The organism is Gemmatimonas sp. (genome assembly GCF_021298855.1).
Lineage (GTDB): Bacteria > Gemmatimonadota > Gemmatimonadetes > Gemmatimonadales > Gemmatimonadaceae > Gemmatimonas.
Window position 1 is genome coordinate 58,901 of record NZ_JAJTHI010000005.1, and the last position, 15,659, is coordinate 74,559.

Here is a 15,659-nt window from a genome sequence, read left to right on the forward strand (position 1 = left end):
CAGATGACCAGCCTTGCCGTGACGACCGGCAGCAACGGCGGCGGCGTCCAGGCGGCCGCCGCGTCGCGGGACCCTTACAAGGAGCGGCGACCGCCCTGGTCCGAAGAGGCCGAGCAGGCCGTGCTGGGGGCCATGCTGCTCGATGCGGATGCCATCCTCCGCGCCGGCGAGCACGTGGACGACACCATGTTCTACCGCGAGGGGCATCGCCGGCTGTTCCGCGCCATGCTGGCCATTACCGAACGCGGCAGTGTCGTTGATCCGCTCACGTTGGCCGACGAACTCGAACGGCGCGGGGAGCTGGAGCATGCCGGCGGCCGCGAGTATCTGGCCTTCCTGCTCGACGCCGTGCCCACGGTCGCCAACGTGGAGTATCACGCGAAGATCGTGAAGGAAAAGGCGCTGCTGCGCCGGCTGATCGAGGTGAGCACCGAGATCGTACAGGAGGCCTTCGAAGGGCGCATCACCGCCGGCGATCTGCTCGACAACGCCGAGTCGCGCATCTTCTCTCTCGGCCAGAGCAAGGAAAAGGGGGGCTTCGCCCGCATCAAGGAACTGCTGTGGCCCGCCATGGAGAAGCTGGAACTGCTCGCGCAGCGCGATCAGGCGGTCACCGGTGTACCCACCGGATTCGTGGAACTCGACCACATGACCTCGGGGCTGCAGCCGGCCGATCTCGTGATTGTGGCCGCCCGTCCCTCCATGGGCAAGACGGCCTTCACGCTCAACATCGCGCAGCACGCCGCGATCACCGCCAAGGTGCCGGTGGCCTTCTTCTCGCTCGAAATGAGCAAGGAGTCATTGGTCCAGCGTATGCTGGCTGCGGAGGCGCTCATTGACGCCCAGGCGCTGCGTAAAGGTGGGAGGGCGCTCGACGAATCGATGCCACGTCTGGCGCAGGCCGCGGGTATCCTGAGTCATGCGCCCATCTACATCGACGATACCCCCGGCATTACCCTGCTCGACATGCGCGCCAAGGCACGCCGACTCAAGGCCGAACACGATCTCGGCCTCATCATCGTGGATTACCTGCAGCTCATGACGGGTCCGGCGGGTGTGGAGAACCGGCAGCAGGAAGTGTCGCAGATCTCGCGCGGCCTCAAGGCGCTGGCAAAGGAGCTCAGTGTGCCGGTCGTGGCGCTGTCCCAGCTGTCGCGCGCCCCCGAACAGCGCACCGGCGACGACAAGGGGCGCCCGCAGCTCTCCGACCTGCGTGAGTCGGGGGCCATCGAGCAGGACGCCGACGTGATCATGTTCATCTTCCGGCAGGAGGTGTATGCCGAGCGGGACGAGAACGGTCGCCTCAAGGATCCGAGCATCGAGGGGCGCGCGGAGATCATCATCGGCAAGCAGCGCAACGGTCCCATCGGCAGCGCCCGGTTGTTCTACCACAAGCAGTACACGCGGTTCGACAACTTCTCGCCCCGGCAGCCGCCGCCGGAGTACGGGGGAGGCGGGTATGGTGGCGGGGGCTTCGGGGGGCCCAAGCTGGTGAAGGGTGGCGACGATGACTTCGGCGGTACGCCATTCTGATGGCGAAGGCGAAGACCGTGTATGCCTGCACCGAGTGCGGGGCGCAGTTCCCCAAGTGGGCGGGGCGCTGCGACGCGTGCGCGGCATGGAACACGCTGGCCGAGGAAGTCGTGGCCACGGTGCCCGCCAGCAAGCGCACCCAGGCTCGCCAATCGGCGGGAGTGGCCGGCAGCACGGTGGCACTGGGCCGTGTCACCACCGCGGACACGCCGCGGTATCGCACCGGGCTCGACGAATTCGACTTCGTGCTCGGGGGCGGCATCGTGCCCGGCAGCATGGTCCTCGTGGGTGGGGAGCCTGGCATCGGCAAGAGTACGCTGCTGCTGCAGGTGGCGGCCCGGTTGCAGGGTGCAGGGCACCCCACGTTGTATGTCTCGGGAGAAGAGAGCGCGCTGCAGGTGCGGCTCCGCGCCGATCGCCTGGCGGAGGATGCGAGCAGTGTCGCGTTGCTCACGGAAACGTCGTTGGAGACGATCCTGGCGACGGCCGCGCAGCCGGCTACCGACGGCCGCCCGGTACGCTGCGTGATCGTGGACTCCATTCAGACGGTGCACACCGAACTGCTGGAAGGCGCACCGGGCAACGTGGGGCAGGTGCGCGAGTGCGCGGCGCGGCTCATGCGGTTTGCCAAGGACACCAACACCACGGTGTTCGTCATCGGGCACGTGACGAAGGGGGGCGGCATTGCCGGGCCGAAAACGCTCGAGCACATCGTGGATACGGTGCTGTACTTCGAGGGTGACGGCACGCTTGATCATCGCGTCCTGCGTGCCACGAAGAACCGCTTCGGCAGTGTCGACGAGATCGGCGTCTTCCGCATGGTGGGCAGCGGGCTCGTGCCGGTGGAAAACCCGTCGGCCCTCTTCCTGGGGGATCGTCGCGATGTGGCCAGCGGCAGTGCCGTCTGCGCGCTGATGGAAGGCACGCGCCCCGTGCTCGTGGAGGTGCAGGCACTGGCCGCGCGCGCCGGCTTCGGCACGCCGCAGCGTGTGGCCAACGGCATCGATTCGCGACGCCTCGCACTGCTGCTGGCAGTGCTCGACAAACGCGGCGGCGTTTCCTGCGCGCAGCTCGACGTGTTCTGCAACATCGTGGGCGGCATGCGGGTGCAGGAGCCCGGCGTGGACCTCGCCATCGCGGCGGCGCTCGCGTCCAGCGTCGTGGACCGGCCACTGCCGGCGCAGGCCATCTTCCTCGGCGAGTTGGGACTGGGTGGCGAGGTCCGTCCCGTGTCGCAGGCCGAACGCCGCCTCACCGAGGCCGCCAAGCTGGGGATGACCACGGCGTACCTGTCGGACCGTGCCGTGCCGCGACGGGCACCGGGCGACATGCAGCTCATTGGCGTGCGCACGCTCTCCGACGTGCTGCAACGCACGGTGGGCAAGGACGCGGCATGACCCCCGCGCGCCTGCGGCCGTACCCGATCCTTCACCGTCTTTCCCTCGATCCTGCATGAGCGATACCGAACTGCCGCCGCCGCGTCGCGTCATTCCGCCGCCGGTCATCGCCTCGCGCGGTGATGTGACGACCAAGGACATGGGCGTGGCGCGCGATGTCGGGGTGGTCATCGTCGCCGGCGGCTCCGGTTCGCGAACCGGCAGCGCCGAACTCAAGCAGTTCCGGTGGGTGTCGGGCAAACCGGCGCTGCTGCACAGCGTGCAGGCATTCATGGCGCGCCCCGACGTGGGCGTGGTGGTGGTCGTGCTCCCCAAGGCGTACGCTGCCGATCCGCCGCCCTGGCTGTTTCAGTGCGATGTGGATCGGCTGCTGGTGTCGGTGGGGGGGCGCGAGCGGCACGAGAGCGTCGTGAACGGTCTCGAGGATCTGCCGGAGGAGATCGCGATTGCGGTGGTACACGACGCGGCCCGGCCGTTGATCACCGACGCCACGATCGATCGGGTCATTGCCGAGGCGCGACGCGGGCGTGGTGCCATCGCGGCGCTCCCCGTCGTGGACACGCTCAAGGAAGTCGACGATCAGGGACGCATCGTGCGCACGGTCGATCGGGCGCGCTTGTGGCGGGCCCAGACCCCGCAGGCCTTTCCCCGGGAGATGCTGGAGCAGGCGCATGTTGCCGCGCGACGAGACGGCATTGGCGCCACCGACGACGCGGCCCTCTGCGAGCGGCTCGGCTTCGAAGTGGTGGTGGTGCGTGGCAGCGAACGGGGCATGAAGATCACGGAAGAGGCCGACTTCGCTCGCGCCGACGCGCTCAGCCTGCTGTCGGACGAACCGTGATGTCGTGGGCCGATCGCAGCGGGATGACCGTGCCGTTCTGGTCTCCGGCGGAGATCGACGGTGCGCTGCGTGGGATCGTGGCACACCTCGCGGAGCGACGTGTGCTGGCGTACCCCACGGAAACGGTCTACGGGTTCGGGACCGCGGTCGATCAGGCGTCCATCGACGCGCTCGTTCGCATGAAGGGGCGTCCGCCAGGAAAGCCGTTTCTGCTGCTCATTGGCGACCCTCAGCAGGTGCATCGGCTCGACCTGCACCTGCCGCCTTATGCGGCGCATCTGGCCGCGCGCTTCTGGCCCGGTCCGCTCACCCTGGTACTCCGTGGCGGCGACGGGAGGGTCCCGCCGCGTTTGCGCGGTCCCGAAGGCGGTGTCGCGGTCCGCTTCACGCCGCATGCCGGCCTGCAGCGCCTGCTGCGCTTCTACGGCGAGCCGATCACCAGCACGAGTGCCAACCGACCGGGGGTCCCGCCCGCCATGGCGGCATCGGAAATCATCGCGCAGTGGCCCGAGGAGATTCGGGCGGGGCTCCTGCATGTGCTGGACGGCGGGCGGCTGGTCCCGTCCGCGCCCTCCACGGTCGTGGACTGCACCGGCCGCCGGCCACGTATCATTCGTCCCGGAGTCCTGTCGGCGCCTGTGCTGCGCACCATCGTCCCCGATCTGGTGGGAGATACCTGATGCATCTGCTCTTCGTGTGCACCGGCAATACCTGTCGCAGTCCCATGGCCGAAGTCATCGCGCGGCGCCTGTTTGCCGAGCGCGACGTGGCGGACGTGACGATCAGCAGTGCGGGCACAAGCGCCTGGCCCGGCTCGCCGGCATCTGACGGGGCGCTGCTGGTGGCGCTCGAGCACGGCCTTACCCTCGGGGAGCACCGAGCGCGCCAGCTGTCACCGGAGCTGGTGGCGTCGGCGGACCTCATCCTGACCATGGGACCGCACCATCTGGAGCGCGCGGAAGCGCTGGGGGGAAGCGGGCGATCGTATCTGCTCACCGGCTTCGTGGGCGGCAAGGGGCGCCCGGTGAGCGACCCCTTCGGCGGCGATCTCGAGGTGTACCGCGCGACCTACGCGGAGCTCGAGCGGGAGATCGCGGCCATCGTGGAGAAGCTGGCCGAACGGCGTCCGTCGTGAACCAGCGCGGGTAACGATGCGCGAGGTCGTCGAGCCGCGAGCGCGGGACGCGCCGTCCGCGCTGGTCATCATGGGGGAACCGGTGGCGCGGTCGCTGTCGCCGACCTTTCAGAATGCGGCCCTGCGCCATGCCGGACGCGCCGTCGAGTACACGCGTTGCGAGGTGGCCTCCGCGGCGCTGGGGCAGACGGTGGGCGCGATGCGGCATGCCCGCACGGGCGGCAACGTCACGATGCCGCACAAGGAGGCCATGTTCGCGCTTGCCGCGCACACGACCGCGGCCGCGGAGCGTACGCGCGCGGTGAACACCTTCTGGTGGGACGGTGACGCGCTGGTGGGACACAACACCGACGTGGACGGGGTTTCGGCCACGGTGGCCGCTCTGTGCAGCCGTGGTCTCCAGGGGGACGTGGTGGTTCTGGGGGCGGGCGGCGCGGCGGCGGCGGTGCTGGTGGCGCTGGCCCAGTCGCCCCTGACGCGCGACGCCCGGGTGCTGGTCGTCTCGCGTACCCGCTCGCGCGCCGAGCGGTTGGTGGCGCTGGCCGGCGGCCGGACCGCGGTGCTGGCGCGCGTGAGCGATGCGCCCTGGACCCGGGCGGGGCTGGTGGTGAATGCCACGCCGGCGGGGATGCACGACAGCGACGACGTGCCGGTGCCGGTGGAGTACCTCCGCCCGAACACGGCGGTCTTCGATCTGGTCTACCGTCGTGAGGGGACCGCATGGGTCCGTGAGGCCAAGGCGCGGGGGCTGCCCGCCGAAGACGGGCTGCGCATGTTGGTGGAGCAGGGCGCCGCCGCGTACACCTGCTGGTTTGGCGAGCCACCGTCGCGTGATGTGATGTGGCAGGCGTTGGATGTACCACGCCCGGACGCCCACGCGCCACGGCCGTGAGCCGCACTCGCGTCTCGAGTCCTGCGGGGAGTGGAGGTGGCGCCCAGGTCGAGGGCGCGTCCTCGTGGTGGCAGGCGCTGGCAACCGGTGCCGTCGAGCTCCTGCTGCCCGGCGCGTGCGTCTGCTGCCGGCGTGCGCACCGCCCCGACGAGCATGGCATTGTGTGCGGCGTCTGCCTGGCTCAGCTGGTGCCGTTGACGCTGCCGCAGTGCGCACGCTGTGGCCATCCGCGGCTTTCCCTCGCGGTGCCCATGCCTCCGGGGCCCACGGCGAGCGAAACACCCCGGACAGCGCTCCCCGCCTGCCGCTGGTGTGCTCGCCTCGCCCCCGCCATTCGCGCCGTCCGGTCGGTCACCCGCATGGACACGGGCACCGGGGCCGATCTCGTGCATGCGCTCAAGTACGGGGGCTGGACACGGGTGGCCCAGCCCATGGCCGCCCGCATGGCCCGCCTCGACTGGCCGCGTGATGTGGTGGACGAGCGCGCGGCGCTGATTCCCCTCCCGCTCGGCCGTGCCCGCCTGCGCGAGCGCGGGTACAACCAGGCGACGTGTCTCGCAATGGCCCTCTCGGCGCATTGGCACGTGCCCGTCTGGGCAGACACGCTCGTGCGTACGCGCGACACGCAGTCGCAAGTGCGGTTGACACCTTCCGACCGCGCGCGCAACGTTTCCGGGGCGTTCGTGGTGCCCACACACCATCGGGCATCGCTTCACGATCGGCACGTGGTGCTGGTTGACGACGTCATCACGACCGCCGCGACGGTCAACGCCGCCGCGGAAGCGCTGCTTGCGGGCGGCGCCCGCATCATCAGCTGTGTGACCTTCGGACGGGCGCCCGATCCCGGCGACCGTGCCGCTCCCGACTCTGACTTCATCCGGAACTGACACGAATGGCTCTTCGCGTTGGCATCAACGGCTTCGGCCGCATCGGCCGCCAGGTGCTGCGTGCCGCCAAGCAGCAGGGCGTCGCCGACATCGACTTCGTTGCCATCAACGACCTCACCGACACCAAGACCCTCGCGCACCTCTTCAAGTACGACTCGGTGCACGGGAAGTACGACGGGCAGGTGAGCGCCGATGCCGACGGCATCACCATCGACGGCGACAAGGTCAAGATCCTCGCCGAGCGTGATCCGGCGAAGCTGCCCTGGAAGGACCTGGGCGTCGACATCGTGCTCGAGTCCACGGGCCGCTTCACCGACGCGAAGGACGCGGTGAAGCACATCGAAGGCGGCGCAAAGAAGGTGATCATCTCGGCGCCGGCAACGAACGAGGACATCACGGTCGTGATGGGGGTGAACAGCGACAAGTACGATCCGTCGGCGCACCACATCATTTCCAACGCCTCGTGCACCACCAACTGCCTCGCGCCCATGGTCAAGGTGATCCGTGAGGCGTTCGGCTTCGTGCACGGCTCGATGGTCACCATTCACAGCTACACCAACGACCAGAGCATCCTCGACCTGCCGCACAAGGATCTGCGTCGCGCGCGCGCGGCCGCGGTGAGCATGATCCCCACCACCACCGGCGCCGCCAAGGCCACGTCGCTCGTGATCCCCGAAGTGAAGGGGAAGATCGACGGCGTGGCCGTGCGGGTGCCCACCCCGGACGTGTCGCTCACCGACCTCACGTGCATCGTGGAGCGTGCCGTCACGAAGGACGAGGTCAACGCCGCCTTCAAGGCGGCATCGGAAGGCGGCGCGCTCGAAGGCATCCTTGGCTACAGCACCGAACCGCTCGTCTCGGTCGACTACATCGGCAATCCCTTCTCCTGCACGCTCGACGCTGGCAGCACGATCGTCATCAACGGCACGATGGTGAAGGTGTCGGGCTGGTACGACAACGAGTGGGGCTATTCGTCGCGCTGTGTGGACCTGCTGCGCTACGTCGGTTCGCGTCTCTGATCCCGGTATCGCGTCCTCCGCGTCCGGGCTGGCGCGGCGGATGCGGAGTCACGGAGGCCGCAGAGTTCACCTCACGGGCACTCTGCGGCCTCCGCGCCGTTGCCCTCCCTTCGACTTCTGATGAATACCAAGACCATTCGTGACCTGTCGCCGGCCGAGCTCCACGGCAGGCGCGCGCTCGTGCGCGTGGACTTCAACGTGCCGCTCGATGAGGCCGGCCGCGTCGCCGACGACACCCGCATCGTGGCCGCCCTGCCGACGATCACCGCGCTGCTCGACGGGGGGGCCAGCGTCGTGCTGATGGCGCACTTCGGTCGGCCCAAGGGGGCACCTGACCCTCGGTATACGCTGGCGCCGGTGGCCGCGCGGCTGGCCGAACTGTTGCCGCGTCCCGTGCACTTTCTCGACGTGACCGTCGGCGAGCGTGCGGTGGAAGCGACGCAGAATCTGGCGTCGGGTGAAGTGCTGCTGCTCGAAAACACGCGGTTCCTCGCCGGCGAGGAGAAGAACGAGGAAGCGCTGTCGTACCAGATGGCACAGCTGGGCGATTTCTACGTGAACGACGCCTTTGGCGCGGCACACCGCGCCCATGCCAGCACGGCGGGGGTGGCCAAGTTCTGTCGTCCGGCCGTGGCCGGACTGCTGATGGAGAAGGAACTGGCCTATCTGGGGGGGGCGCTGGCGGCGCCGCAGCGGCCGTTCGTGGCCATCCTCGGCGGCTCCAAGATCAGCGGCAAGATCGACGTGGTGGAGGCGCTGCTGCCCAAGGTGGACACGCTCCTCATTGGCGGTGCCATGGCCTGCACCTTCTTCCGGGCCATGGGGTTCGAAACGGGGACCTCGCTGGTGGAACCCGATCGCCTCGAGATGGCCAAGGATCTGCTCGCGCGCGCCGGTGACAAGCTGGTGCTTCCGGAGGACGCCACGATTGCGCCGGCCATGGACGCGGGCGCGCAGGCGAGCGCCGTGGATCGTGACGCCATCCCTGTCGGTCAGGCCATGTTCGACATCGGTCCGAAGAGCGTGGCGCGGTACTGTGCGCTCGTGGAAGGAGCGCGCACCGTGCTCTGGAACGGCCCCATGGGGGTCTTCGAGAAGCCCCCATTCGATGCCGGAACCCGGGCCGTTGCCGAAGCCATGGCCAGGGCCACCGGACTGGGCGCCACCACGATCATTGGCGGCGGCGACAGCGCGGCGGCGGTAGCGGACGCGGGGCTGGACGCGCAGATGAGCCACGTGTCAACCGGCGGCGGTGCGTCGCTGGAATTCCTCGAAGGCAAGGACCTTCCCGGTGTCAGCGCGCTCGACGCGCGCTGACCGCCGTTCTTTCTCCCGGATTCATTCATGCATCGCAAGCCGGTCCTCGCGGCCAACTGGAAGCTCAATCACACCCCCAACGATGCCCGCGCTTTCCTGCAGCGGTTTCTCGCGCAGGTGCCCAAGCTCAACGAGCGAACGCTGGTCTTCTTCCCGTCGGCCATGACCGTGGGCACCGTCATCGAGGGGCTGAAGGACCGCCCCGAAATCTGGGTGGGCGTGCAGAACGTGCACGGGGAGGCGCAGGGGGCCTTCACCGGAGAAAATTCCGTCCTCATGGCCCGCGACATCGGCGCACGGGTCGTCCTGGTAGGGCATTCGGAACGCCGGCACGTGTTCGGTGAGACGGATGCGCAGACCACCAAGAAGATGGCTTTGATCGCGCAGGCTCGCCTTACCCCGATGCTGTGCGTGGGAGAGACGCTCGAGGAACGCGAGGCGGGGCGCACCGGCGAGGTGGTGGAGCGGCAGTTGGCTGCTAGCCTGGCCGAATTGGAGGACGCGCAGGTCGCCGGCATCATGCTGGCCTACGAGCCGGTCTGGGCGATCGGCACGGGACGTACCGCGACCCCGGCCGACGCGTCCGAGATTCACGGGGTGCTGCGCCGGGCCCTTGCCTCGCGCGTCGGCGACAAGGCCGCAGCGGGCATCCCCATTCTCTACGGCGGGTCCGTGAACCGCGGCAATGCCACCCAACTGCTTGCGGCCCCCGATGTGGACGGCTTGCTGGTCGGCGGTGCCTCGCTCGACGCGGACAGCTGGGCGAGCATCGTGCGCGCCTGACAGGCCGCTGGGCCGCGTCGCCTGAGCGGCGGGGCAAGCGCTGACGGCGAAAGCACTTGCCCCGGCCGCACGACTCGGCGATTTTACGAGGCTGCAGCGGATTCCCCGCTGCTCCAACTCTCGGTCATTCGTACCGGAACTCCGGCTCCGCGACATGTACACGTTTCTGCTGATCCTGCTCATCCTCGACGCCGTCGTGCTCGCCGTGGCGGTCCTCCTCCAGTCGGGCAAGGGGGGCGGTCTGGCTGCCAGCTTCGGCGGAGCGAGTTCCTCGTCCGATTCGCTCATCGGGACACGTCAGGCGGGCAATCTGCTCACCAAGGCGTCGTGGTGGTGCGGGGGCATCTTCCTTGGGCTCGCGTTCATCCTGCAGATCATGTCGAGCCGTTCGGCGGCGCCCAAGTCGGTGCTCGACAAGCTCGCCGCGCCAGCGGCGGCGCCTGCTGCACCGGCGGGTGGCAATCGCACCGCCGCGCCAGCAGCGCCGCTGACCCAGCAGGCGGCACCGGCCACACCGGCCGCGCCCGCCTCGCCAGACAGCAGCAAGTAAGCCGAGGTGGCTACGCTGTCGCAGAAGGGGTTCCTCCTCCTCGAGGACGGAACCCTTTTTCACGGCCGGCTCGTGGGGCCCGCTGAGCCGACGGTTGCGGAGGTCGTCTTCACGACCAACATGACCGGCTATCAGGAGACGTTTTCCGATCCGTCCTTCCGGGGGCAGATCGTCGTCATGACCGCGCCGCAGATCGGGAACTACGGCATCAATGCCGAAGACCCCGAGTCGGCGCGCCCGCAGGTTGCCGGCGTGATCTGCCGTGAGCTGTCCCCTACCTACTCCAACTGGCGCGCCACCGGCAGCCTGCCCGAGTGGCTGGGCGGCGCCTCGGTGCCGGTGCTGACCGAGGTCGACACGCGTCGGCTCACCAAGCATTTGCGCAGCGTCGGGGTCATGCGCGGGGTGATCGGGGCAGGGGAGACGCCCGGCAAGGACGCTCTGGCTGCGCTTGATGCATGTCCCAGCATGGCCGGACTCGATCTGGCGTCGGTGGTGTCCACGCGCGAGCCCTACGAATGGGGCCAGGCCAATGCGCCGTATCACGTCGTGGCGTACGACTACGGCATCAAGCGCAACATTCTGCGCCTCCTTGATGCGCACGGCATTCGCGTAACCGTGGTGCCATCGGACATGCCGGCCCACGATGTGCTCGCCATGAACCCCGACGGGGTCTTCCTTTCCAATGGTCCCGGCGACCCGGAGGCGGTGACTTACGCCCCCGCGGCAATCAGGGAGATCGCGGAGCAGCGCGTTCCCATGTTCGGAATATGCCTGGGGCATCAGCTGCTCGGCATCAGCTTTGGCGGGCACACGGCAAAAATGCCCTTCGGACATCGGGGTGGGAATCAGCCGGTCAAGGATCTGGAAACCGGCCAGGTGCTCATCACTTCGCAGAACCACGGGTTTGCAGTGGTCGGCTCGCCCGAGGGGGTCGAAGGGGCGCCGGATCTGGCGGTCACGCACATCAACCTGAACGACGGAACGGTGGAGGGGCTCAAGCATCGGCACCTTCCAGTGTTCGCCGTCCAGTACCATCCCGAGGCGGCGCCTGGTCCTCATGATGCGGTTCCGCTATTCGACCAGTTTCTCAAGGCTTTGAGAAATCGTCGAGGGTGAGATGGCCCAAACGCTTGACTGATAAGCACTAAGGCCATACGTTCGCTGTCGCAATGCTTCGCGGGCACCGAGCCGTGGCTTGGTGCTCGTGGCGTTTCTGCCCTGAATCTCTCCGCCCGCAACATGACCAAAGCCGATCTGGTCGAGAACGTCACGGCTCGTATCGCCCGAACCGCCGGTCCGACCATCTCCAAGAAGGACTGTGCACGCGTCGTGGATGCGTTCCTCGATGCCATAAAGGAAGCGCTTCAGGAGCAGAAGAACATCGAGGTCCGCGGCTTCGGTACCTTCAAGATCCGCCAGCGGAAGACCCGCATGGCGCGCAATCCGCGCACGGGGTCACCGGTCGAGGTGTCGGCGCGCCCGGTGCCGGTGTTCAAGCCCAGCAAGGAACTGCGCGCCATGGTAGCCGGTATCGAGGCCCATCTGCTCGACGATGACGGGGACGACGATCTGCACGACAGCTGAGCCGTGCGCGCCGCCACCTCAGCGGTTCCGGGTCCCCGATCTGCGATCGGGGGCCCTTTCTTCTTCGGTGAGGCCCTCCGCGAGCTATGGCGTGGAACGCGGCGGCGCTCCACGTACTATCTTGCGAAGGTCATGACCGTCCCCGTTCTGCTCTTCGCCTCGTATGCCGACGCGTTCGGCACCCGGAAGCTGCTCGTGCCGGTCCAGGCACCCTGCGTGGTTGCCGATCTGGTGGCTGCGCTGCGGACCATGCCAGGGGGAGACCGACTGCCGGCATCCCCGCTGGTGGCAGTAAACCAGACGTTTGCCGCCCCAGACCGGGTTATTGGTGCCGCCGACGAGGTCGCGCTGATTCCCCCCGTTGCCGGCGGATGAACGGATGAGTTCGCGCACGGAAACGGGTGTGCTGCACGCGGCAATCGTCACGGCCCCCATCGATGTCGGGCACCTCATTACGAGGGCACAGGCCGCGGGGGTCGGTGCGCTCTCGGTGTTTCTGGGTACCGTGCGTGACCTCAACGAGGGGCGCCCGGTCACCGGCATGGACTACGAAGCGTACGAGTCCATGGCGGCCAGTGAACTCGCCGCCGTGGCGCGCGAGGTTTGCGAGGCGTCGCCGGGACTCCGGGTCACCATCGAGCACCGCATTGGGACGCTGGCCGTCGGCGAGGTGAGCGTGGCCATCGTCGCCGCGCACGCGCACCGCGGCCCCGCGCTCGATGGCGCCCGCGCGATCATCGAGTCGCTCAAGCAGCGCGTGCCCATCTGGAAGCGTGAGCATTACGTCGACGGGGAGCGGGCGTGGGTCGATCCGACCCGATCGAGCGGCCATCCCGCCCCCCGGGAGCACTGATGCGCGATCAGTTCGGGCGCAGTATCGAGTATCTGCGCATTTCGGTGACCGACCGCTGCAACTTCCGCTGTCAGTACTGCATGCCGGTCGAGGGGCTGCCGTGGCTCCCCAAGCAGGAGATCCTGCGTTACGAGGAGATCGTGGAGGTCGTACGGCAGCTGGCGCCGCTCGGCCTGCGCCGACTGCGCATCACGGGCGGGGAACCCACCATCCGCCCGGATCTCGTCACGCTGGTGGCGCAGCTCAAGGCCATCGATGGGGTCGAGGACATCGCGCTCTCCACCAACGGCGTGAAGTTGCCGGCCATGGCCCAGGAGCTGGCCCGCGCGGGGCTGGACCGCGTGAACATCAGCGCCGACTCGCTGCGCCCCGAGCGGGTGGTCGAAATTGCGCGCCGCGACCTGGGCTTCGACCTGGTCACGGCGGCCCGCGCGGCGCAGGAGGCCGGGCTCGCGCCCATCAAGATCAACATGGTGGTCATGCGCGGCATCAACGACGACGAGGTCGTGGAGTTTGCGGCGCTCACCCGGCAGTACCCGTGGCATGTGCGCTTCATCGAGCTCATGCCGGTGGGTGAGCTCCGGGAGCTGACCTGGGATCACGTGGTGCCCAGCGCCGAGATTCTGGCGCGCGTGCGGACCCTCGGGGCCTTGCACGCGGATGCCGGTCCGGCACGCGGCAATGGGCCGGCCGTCTACCATCGGTTTGATGGGGCGCCGGGCACCGTGGGCGTGATCACGCCCATGACGCATACGTATTGCTCCACCTGCAATCGCGTGCGCCTGACGGCCGACGGTCGCCTCCGCACCTGTCTGTTCGGCGACCATGAGGTACCGCTGCGCGACGCGTTGCGGCGCGGCGAGCCGCTGCGTCCGCTCTTTGAAAAAGCGCTCGCCGAGAAACCCAAGGAGCACGCCCTGCTGCAGATGCAGGTGGGTGGCCTGCGTGCGTTGAGCCAGGTCGGTGGCTGATTGTCGAGGCGGATTGGACCGTTTCGTCCGCATTGCTCGGCCGTGTGCACCGCTCTATGTTGCGAAAACGACACTCCCTGAACGCCGCGCAGACAGTAACCAGCTAACCGGGTTTTCACTGGCGCTCGGCGATTCCCATCTCACAACGCAGCAGTCTTTCGCTTCGCAAGCCGTTCGGAGATCCGGCACAACATGGTCAACAAGATCACGGTCGTTGGTGCGGGCAACGTTGGCGCCACCACGGCGCAGCGCATTGCCGAGAAGTCGCTCGGGCGCACGGTGGTGATGGTCGACGTGGTCGAAGGCATTCCGCAGGGCAAGGGCCTCGACCAGTGGGAATCGGCCCCGGTCGAGGGCTTCGACACCCGCGTCATCGGTACCAACGGATACGAGGAGACGGCCGGCTCGGACATCGTCGTCATCACGGCCGGCATTGCGCGCAAGCCGGGGATGACGCGCGACGACCTGCTCAACACCAACGCCGGCATCGTCAAGTCGGTCGCGGAGCAGGTCAAGGCGACCTCTCCCAATGCCATCATCATCGTCGTGTCGAATCCGCTCGATGTGATGTGCTACGTGGCCAAGCAGGTCACGGGATTTCCGCGTGAGCGGGTGATCGGCATGGCCGGCGTGCTCGACACGGCGCGCTATCGCTCGTTCCTGGCCGAGGCGCTCGACGTGTCGGTGCGCGACATCCAGGCCATGGTGCTCGGTGGCCACGGCGACACCATGGTCCCGCTCGTGTCGTACACGACCATCAGCGGCATTCCCATCCGCCAGCTCATGGGCGAGGAGCAGCTCCAGGGCATCGTGCAGCGCGCGCGCGATGGCGGTGCCGAGATCGTGAAGTACCTCAAGACCGGGTCTGCCTATTACGCGCCGTCGTCGGGCGCCGTGGAGATGGTCGACGCCATCGTGCACGACCGCAAGCGCATCCTTCCGTGTGCCGCCTGGCTCGAGGGGGAGTACGGCATGTCGGGGCTGTTCCTGGGCGTGCCCTGCAAGCTTGGCAAGAACGGTCTCGAAAAGGTGCTCGAGATCGAGCTCACGGCCAACGAGCGCGCCGCGCTCGAGAAGTCGGCGCAGGCCGTGCGCGAACCGATGTCGGTGCTCTCCCTCTGATCCGGCGAAACCGGCGCCCCCTCTGGTGCGCCGGTTCCTTCTTCCACCCCGCTTATGTACGCTCTCTCGCGATTCTGGCAGAGCACGATCGGCAAGAAGATCGTCATGGCGGTGACGGGGATCATCGGGATCCTGTTCGTCATCGGCCACATGTCCGGCAATTTCCTGATGTTCAAGGGGCAGGGCGCCATGCACGACTACGCGCTCCTGCTTCGTACGAGCATGCCCCTGTTGTGGGCCATTCGCCTCGGGCTGCTGGCCGCCGTGGTGCTGCATGCCGTGGCCGCCTATCAGCTGACGATGGTGTCACGGGCGGCGCGTCCCGACGCGTATGCCGTGCGGCGCCCGCAGGTCACCACGTTCGCCGCGAAGACGATTCGCTGGGGCGGCGTGCTGCTGCTGGTGTTCATCGTGTTTCACATCCTGCACATGACGATCGGGGCGGTGCACCCGCAGTTCACGCATCTCGACCCGTACAACAACGTGCGGATCGGGCTCGCCAATCCCGCGGTGGCCGCCTTCTACATTCTCGCGATGGCCGCCCTGGGGCTGCACCTCTATCACGGCGGCTGGGCCGTGGTGCGCACGCTCGGTGTGGCGCGCCCGGCGGCGCAGCCCCTCAAGCGCACCCTGTCGTTGGTGATCGCAATCATCGTGGCGGGCGGCTTCATCGCCATTCCCGTGGCGTCGATGGCGGGGCTGTTCCCCGAAGCGCCGGCGCTGCAGGAACGCGCCGCGGAATCCACCACGGCCGCGGCGGAGACGCACTGAC

18 protein-coding genes are annotated in these 15,659 nt (G+C 68.1%); all 18 read left to right on the forward strand.

Annotated elements, in window-relative coordinates:
• Positions 1–3 precede the first annotated feature (3 nt).
• The 18 genes from dnaB (at position 4) to LW840_RS01685 (ending at position 15,658) form a co-directional block, all read left to right on the forward strand.
• Positions 4–1,533 carry a replicative DNA helicase gene (dnaB, locus tag LW840_RS01600; RefSeq protein WP_291262239.1) on the forward strand — a complete coding sequence of 510 codons (1,530 nt, stop codon included), beginning with the start codon at positions 4–6 and terminating at the stop codon, positions 1,531–1,533.
• Positions 1,533–2,930, forward strand: a complete 1,398-nt coding sequence (radA, locus tag LW840_RS01605; protein ID WP_291276299.1) for a DNA repair protein RadA — start codon at positions 1,533–1,535, stop codon at positions 2,928–2,930. Before dnaB ends, radA begins: the two co-directional genes overlap by 1 nt.
• 55 nt (positions 2,931–2,985) lie before the next feature.
• Positions 2,986–3,771 carry a 2-C-methyl-D-erythritol 4-phosphate cytidylyltransferase gene (gene ispD / locus LW840_RS01610; protein WP_291262241.1) on the forward strand — a complete coding sequence of 262 codons (786 nt, stop codon included), beginning with the start codon at positions 2,986–2,988 and terminating at the stop codon, positions 3,769–3,771.
• Between the two features lie 23 nt (positions 3,772–3,794).
• Positions 3,795–4,451: an L-threonylcarbamoyladenylate synthase gene (locus tag LW840_RS01615; RefSeq protein ID WP_291276300.1), complete on the forward strand. Its 657-nt coding sequence runs from the start codon at positions 3,795–3,797 to the stop codon at positions 4,449–4,451.
• Positions 4,451–4,906, forward strand: coding sequence for a low molecular weight protein arginine phosphatase (locus LW840_RS01620; protein ID WP_291273188.1), 456 nt, complete (start codon positions 4,451–4,453; stop codon positions 4,904–4,906). The genes LW840_RS01615 and LW840_RS01620 overlap by 1 nt, the downstream gene beginning before the upstream one ends.
• A gap of 16 nt (positions 4,907–4,922) precedes the next feature.
• Positions 4,923–5,798, forward strand: a complete 876-nt coding sequence (locus LW840_RS01625) for a hypothetical protein (protein WP_291269325.1) — start codon at positions 4,923–4,925, stop codon at positions 5,796–5,798.
• Entirely contained in the window at positions 5,795–6,685 is an 891-nt protein-coding gene (locus LW840_RS01630; protein ID WP_291266242.1) for a phosphoribosyltransferase family protein, read from the forward strand. Before LW840_RS01625 ends, LW840_RS01630 begins: the two co-directional genes overlap by 4 nt.
• A gap of 5 nt (positions 6,686–6,690) precedes the next feature.
• Positions 6,691–7,704, forward strand: a complete 1,014-nt coding sequence (gap, locus tag LW840_RS01635) for a type I glyceraldehyde-3-phosphate dehydrogenase (RefSeq protein WP_291262246.1) — start codon at positions 6,691–6,693, stop codon at positions 7,702–7,704.
• A 120-nt stretch (positions 7,705–7,824) separates the two neighbouring features.
• On the forward strand, positions 7,825–9,021 hold the full coding sequence (locus tag LW840_RS01640; RefSeq protein WP_291266243.1) for a phosphoglycerate kinase: 1,197 nt from the start codon (positions 7,825–7,827) through the stop codon (positions 9,019–9,021).
• A gap of 27 nt (positions 9,022–9,048) precedes the next feature.
• Positions 9,049–9,804 carry a triose-phosphate isomerase gene (gene tpiA / locus LW840_RS01645; RefSeq protein WP_291276301.1) on the forward strand — a complete coding sequence of 252 codons (756 nt, stop codon included), beginning with the start codon at positions 9,049–9,051 and terminating at the stop codon, positions 9,802–9,804.
• Between the two features lie 154 nt (positions 9,805–9,958).
• Positions 9,959–10,354 (forward strand): preprotein translocase subunit SecG, encoded by a 396-nt coding sequence (gene secG / locus LW840_RS01650; protein WP_291263418.1) that lies wholly within the window; start codon positions 9,959–9,961, stop codon positions 10,352–10,354.
• Between the two features lie 6 nt (positions 10,355–10,360).
• Positions 10,361–11,473, forward strand: coding sequence for a glutamine-hydrolyzing carbamoyl-phosphate synthase small subunit (gene carA, locus LW840_RS01655; RefSeq protein ID WP_291276302.1), 1,113 nt, complete (start codon positions 10,361–10,363; stop codon positions 11,471–11,473).
• Positions 11,474–11,596: 123 nt separating this feature from the next.
• The gene (locus tag LW840_RS01660; protein WP_291266244.1) at positions 11,597–11,941 is read left to right on the forward strand and encodes an HU family DNA-binding protein; all 345 of its coding nucleotides are present in this window, start codon (positions 11,597–11,599) and stop codon (positions 11,939–11,941) included.
• A gap of 132 nt (positions 11,942–12,073) precedes the next feature.
• Positions 12,074–12,316 (forward strand): MoaD/ThiS family protein, encoded by a 243-nt coding sequence (locus LW840_RS01665; RefSeq protein ID WP_291266245.1) that lies wholly within the window; start codon positions 12,074–12,076, stop codon positions 12,314–12,316.
• Between the two features lie 4 nt (positions 12,317–12,320).
• The gene (locus LW840_RS01670) at positions 12,321–12,794 is read left to right on the forward strand and encodes a molybdenum cofactor biosynthesis protein MoaE (protein WP_291263414.1); all 474 of its coding nucleotides are present in this window, start codon (positions 12,321–12,323) and stop codon (positions 12,792–12,794) included.
• Entirely contained in the window at positions 12,794–13,765 is a 972-nt protein-coding gene (gene moaA / locus LW840_RS01675; RefSeq protein WP_291266246.1) for a GTP 3',8-cyclase MoaA, read from the forward strand. Before LW840_RS01670 ends, moaA begins: the two co-directional genes overlap by 1 nt.
• Before the next feature lie 192 nt (positions 13,766–13,957).
• Positions 13,958–14,887, forward strand: coding sequence for a malate dehydrogenase (mdh, locus tag LW840_RS01680; RefSeq protein ID WP_291263412.1), 930 nt, complete (start codon positions 13,958–13,960; stop codon positions 14,885–14,887).
• 54 nt (positions 14,888–14,941) lie between these two features.
• Positions 14,942–15,658, forward strand: a complete 717-nt coding sequence (locus LW840_RS01685) for a succinate dehydrogenase cytochrome b subunit (RefSeq protein WP_291263411.1) — start codon at positions 14,942–14,944, stop codon at positions 15,656–15,658.
• Position 15,659: the final 1 nt, after the last annotated feature.

Bases quoted from the DNA above. Each gene is read 5' to 3' on its own strand.
- LW840_RS01665 (WP_291266245.1), top strand. From the start codon at position 12,074: ATGACCGTCCCCGTTCTGCTCTTCGCCTCGTATGCCGACGCGTTCGGC.
- LW840_RS01670 (WP_291263414.1), top strand. From the start codon at position 12,321: ATGAGTTCGCGCACGGAAACGGGTGTGCTGCACGCGGCAATCGTCACG.
- LW840_RS01620 (WP_291273188.1), top strand. From the start codon at position 4,451: ATGCATCTGCTCTTCGTGTGCACCGGCAATACCTGTCGCAGTCCCATG.
- LW840_RS01640 (WP_291266243.1), top strand. From the start codon at position 7,825: ATGAATACCAAGACCATTCGTGACCTGTCGCCGGCCGAGCTCCACGGC.
- tpiA (WP_291276301.1), top strand. From the start codon at position 9,049: ATGCATCGCAAGCCGGTCCTCGCGGCCAACTGGAAGCTCAATCACACC.
- ispD (WP_291262241.1), top strand. From the start codon at position 2,986: ATGAGCGATACCGAACTGCCGCCGCCGCGTCGCGTCATTCCGCCGCCG.
- gap (WP_291262246.1), top strand. From the start codon at position 6,691: ATGGCTCTTCGCGTTGGCATCAACGGCTTCGGCCGCATCGGCCGCCAG.
- LW840_RS01625 (WP_291269325.1), top strand. From the start codon at position 4,923: ATGCGCGAGGTCGTCGAGCCGCGAGCGCGGGACGCGCCGTCCGCGCTG.
- moaA (WP_291266246.1), top strand. From the start codon at position 12,794: ATGCGCGATCAGTTCGGGCGCAGTATCGAGTATCTGCGCATTTCGGTG.
- LW840_RS01685 (WP_291263411.1), top strand. From the start codon at position 14,942: ATGTACGCTCTCTCGCGATTCTGGCAGAGCACGATCGGCAAGAAGATC.
- radA (WP_291276299.1), top strand. From the start codon at position 1,533: ATGGCGAAGGCGAAGACCGTGTATGCCTGCACCGAGTGCGGGGCGCAG.
- LW840_RS01660 (WP_291266244.1), top strand. From the start codon at position 11,597: ATGACCAAAGCCGATCTGGTCGAGAACGTCACGGCTCGTATCGCCCGA.
- LW840_RS01615 (WP_291276300.1), top strand. From the start codon at position 3,795: ATGACCGTGCCGTTCTGGTCTCCGGCGGAGATCGACGGTGCGCTGCGT.
- dnaB (WP_291262239.1), top strand. From the start codon at position 4: ATGACCAGCCTTGCCGTGACGACCGGCAGCAACGGCGGCGGCGTCCAG.
- mdh (WP_291263412.1), top strand. From the start codon at position 13,958: ATGGTCAACAAGATCACGGTCGTTGGTGCGGGCAACGTTGGCGCCACC.
- secG (WP_291263418.1), top strand. From the start codon at position 9,959: ATGTACACGTTTCTGCTGATCCTGCTCATCCTCGACGCCGTCGTGCTC.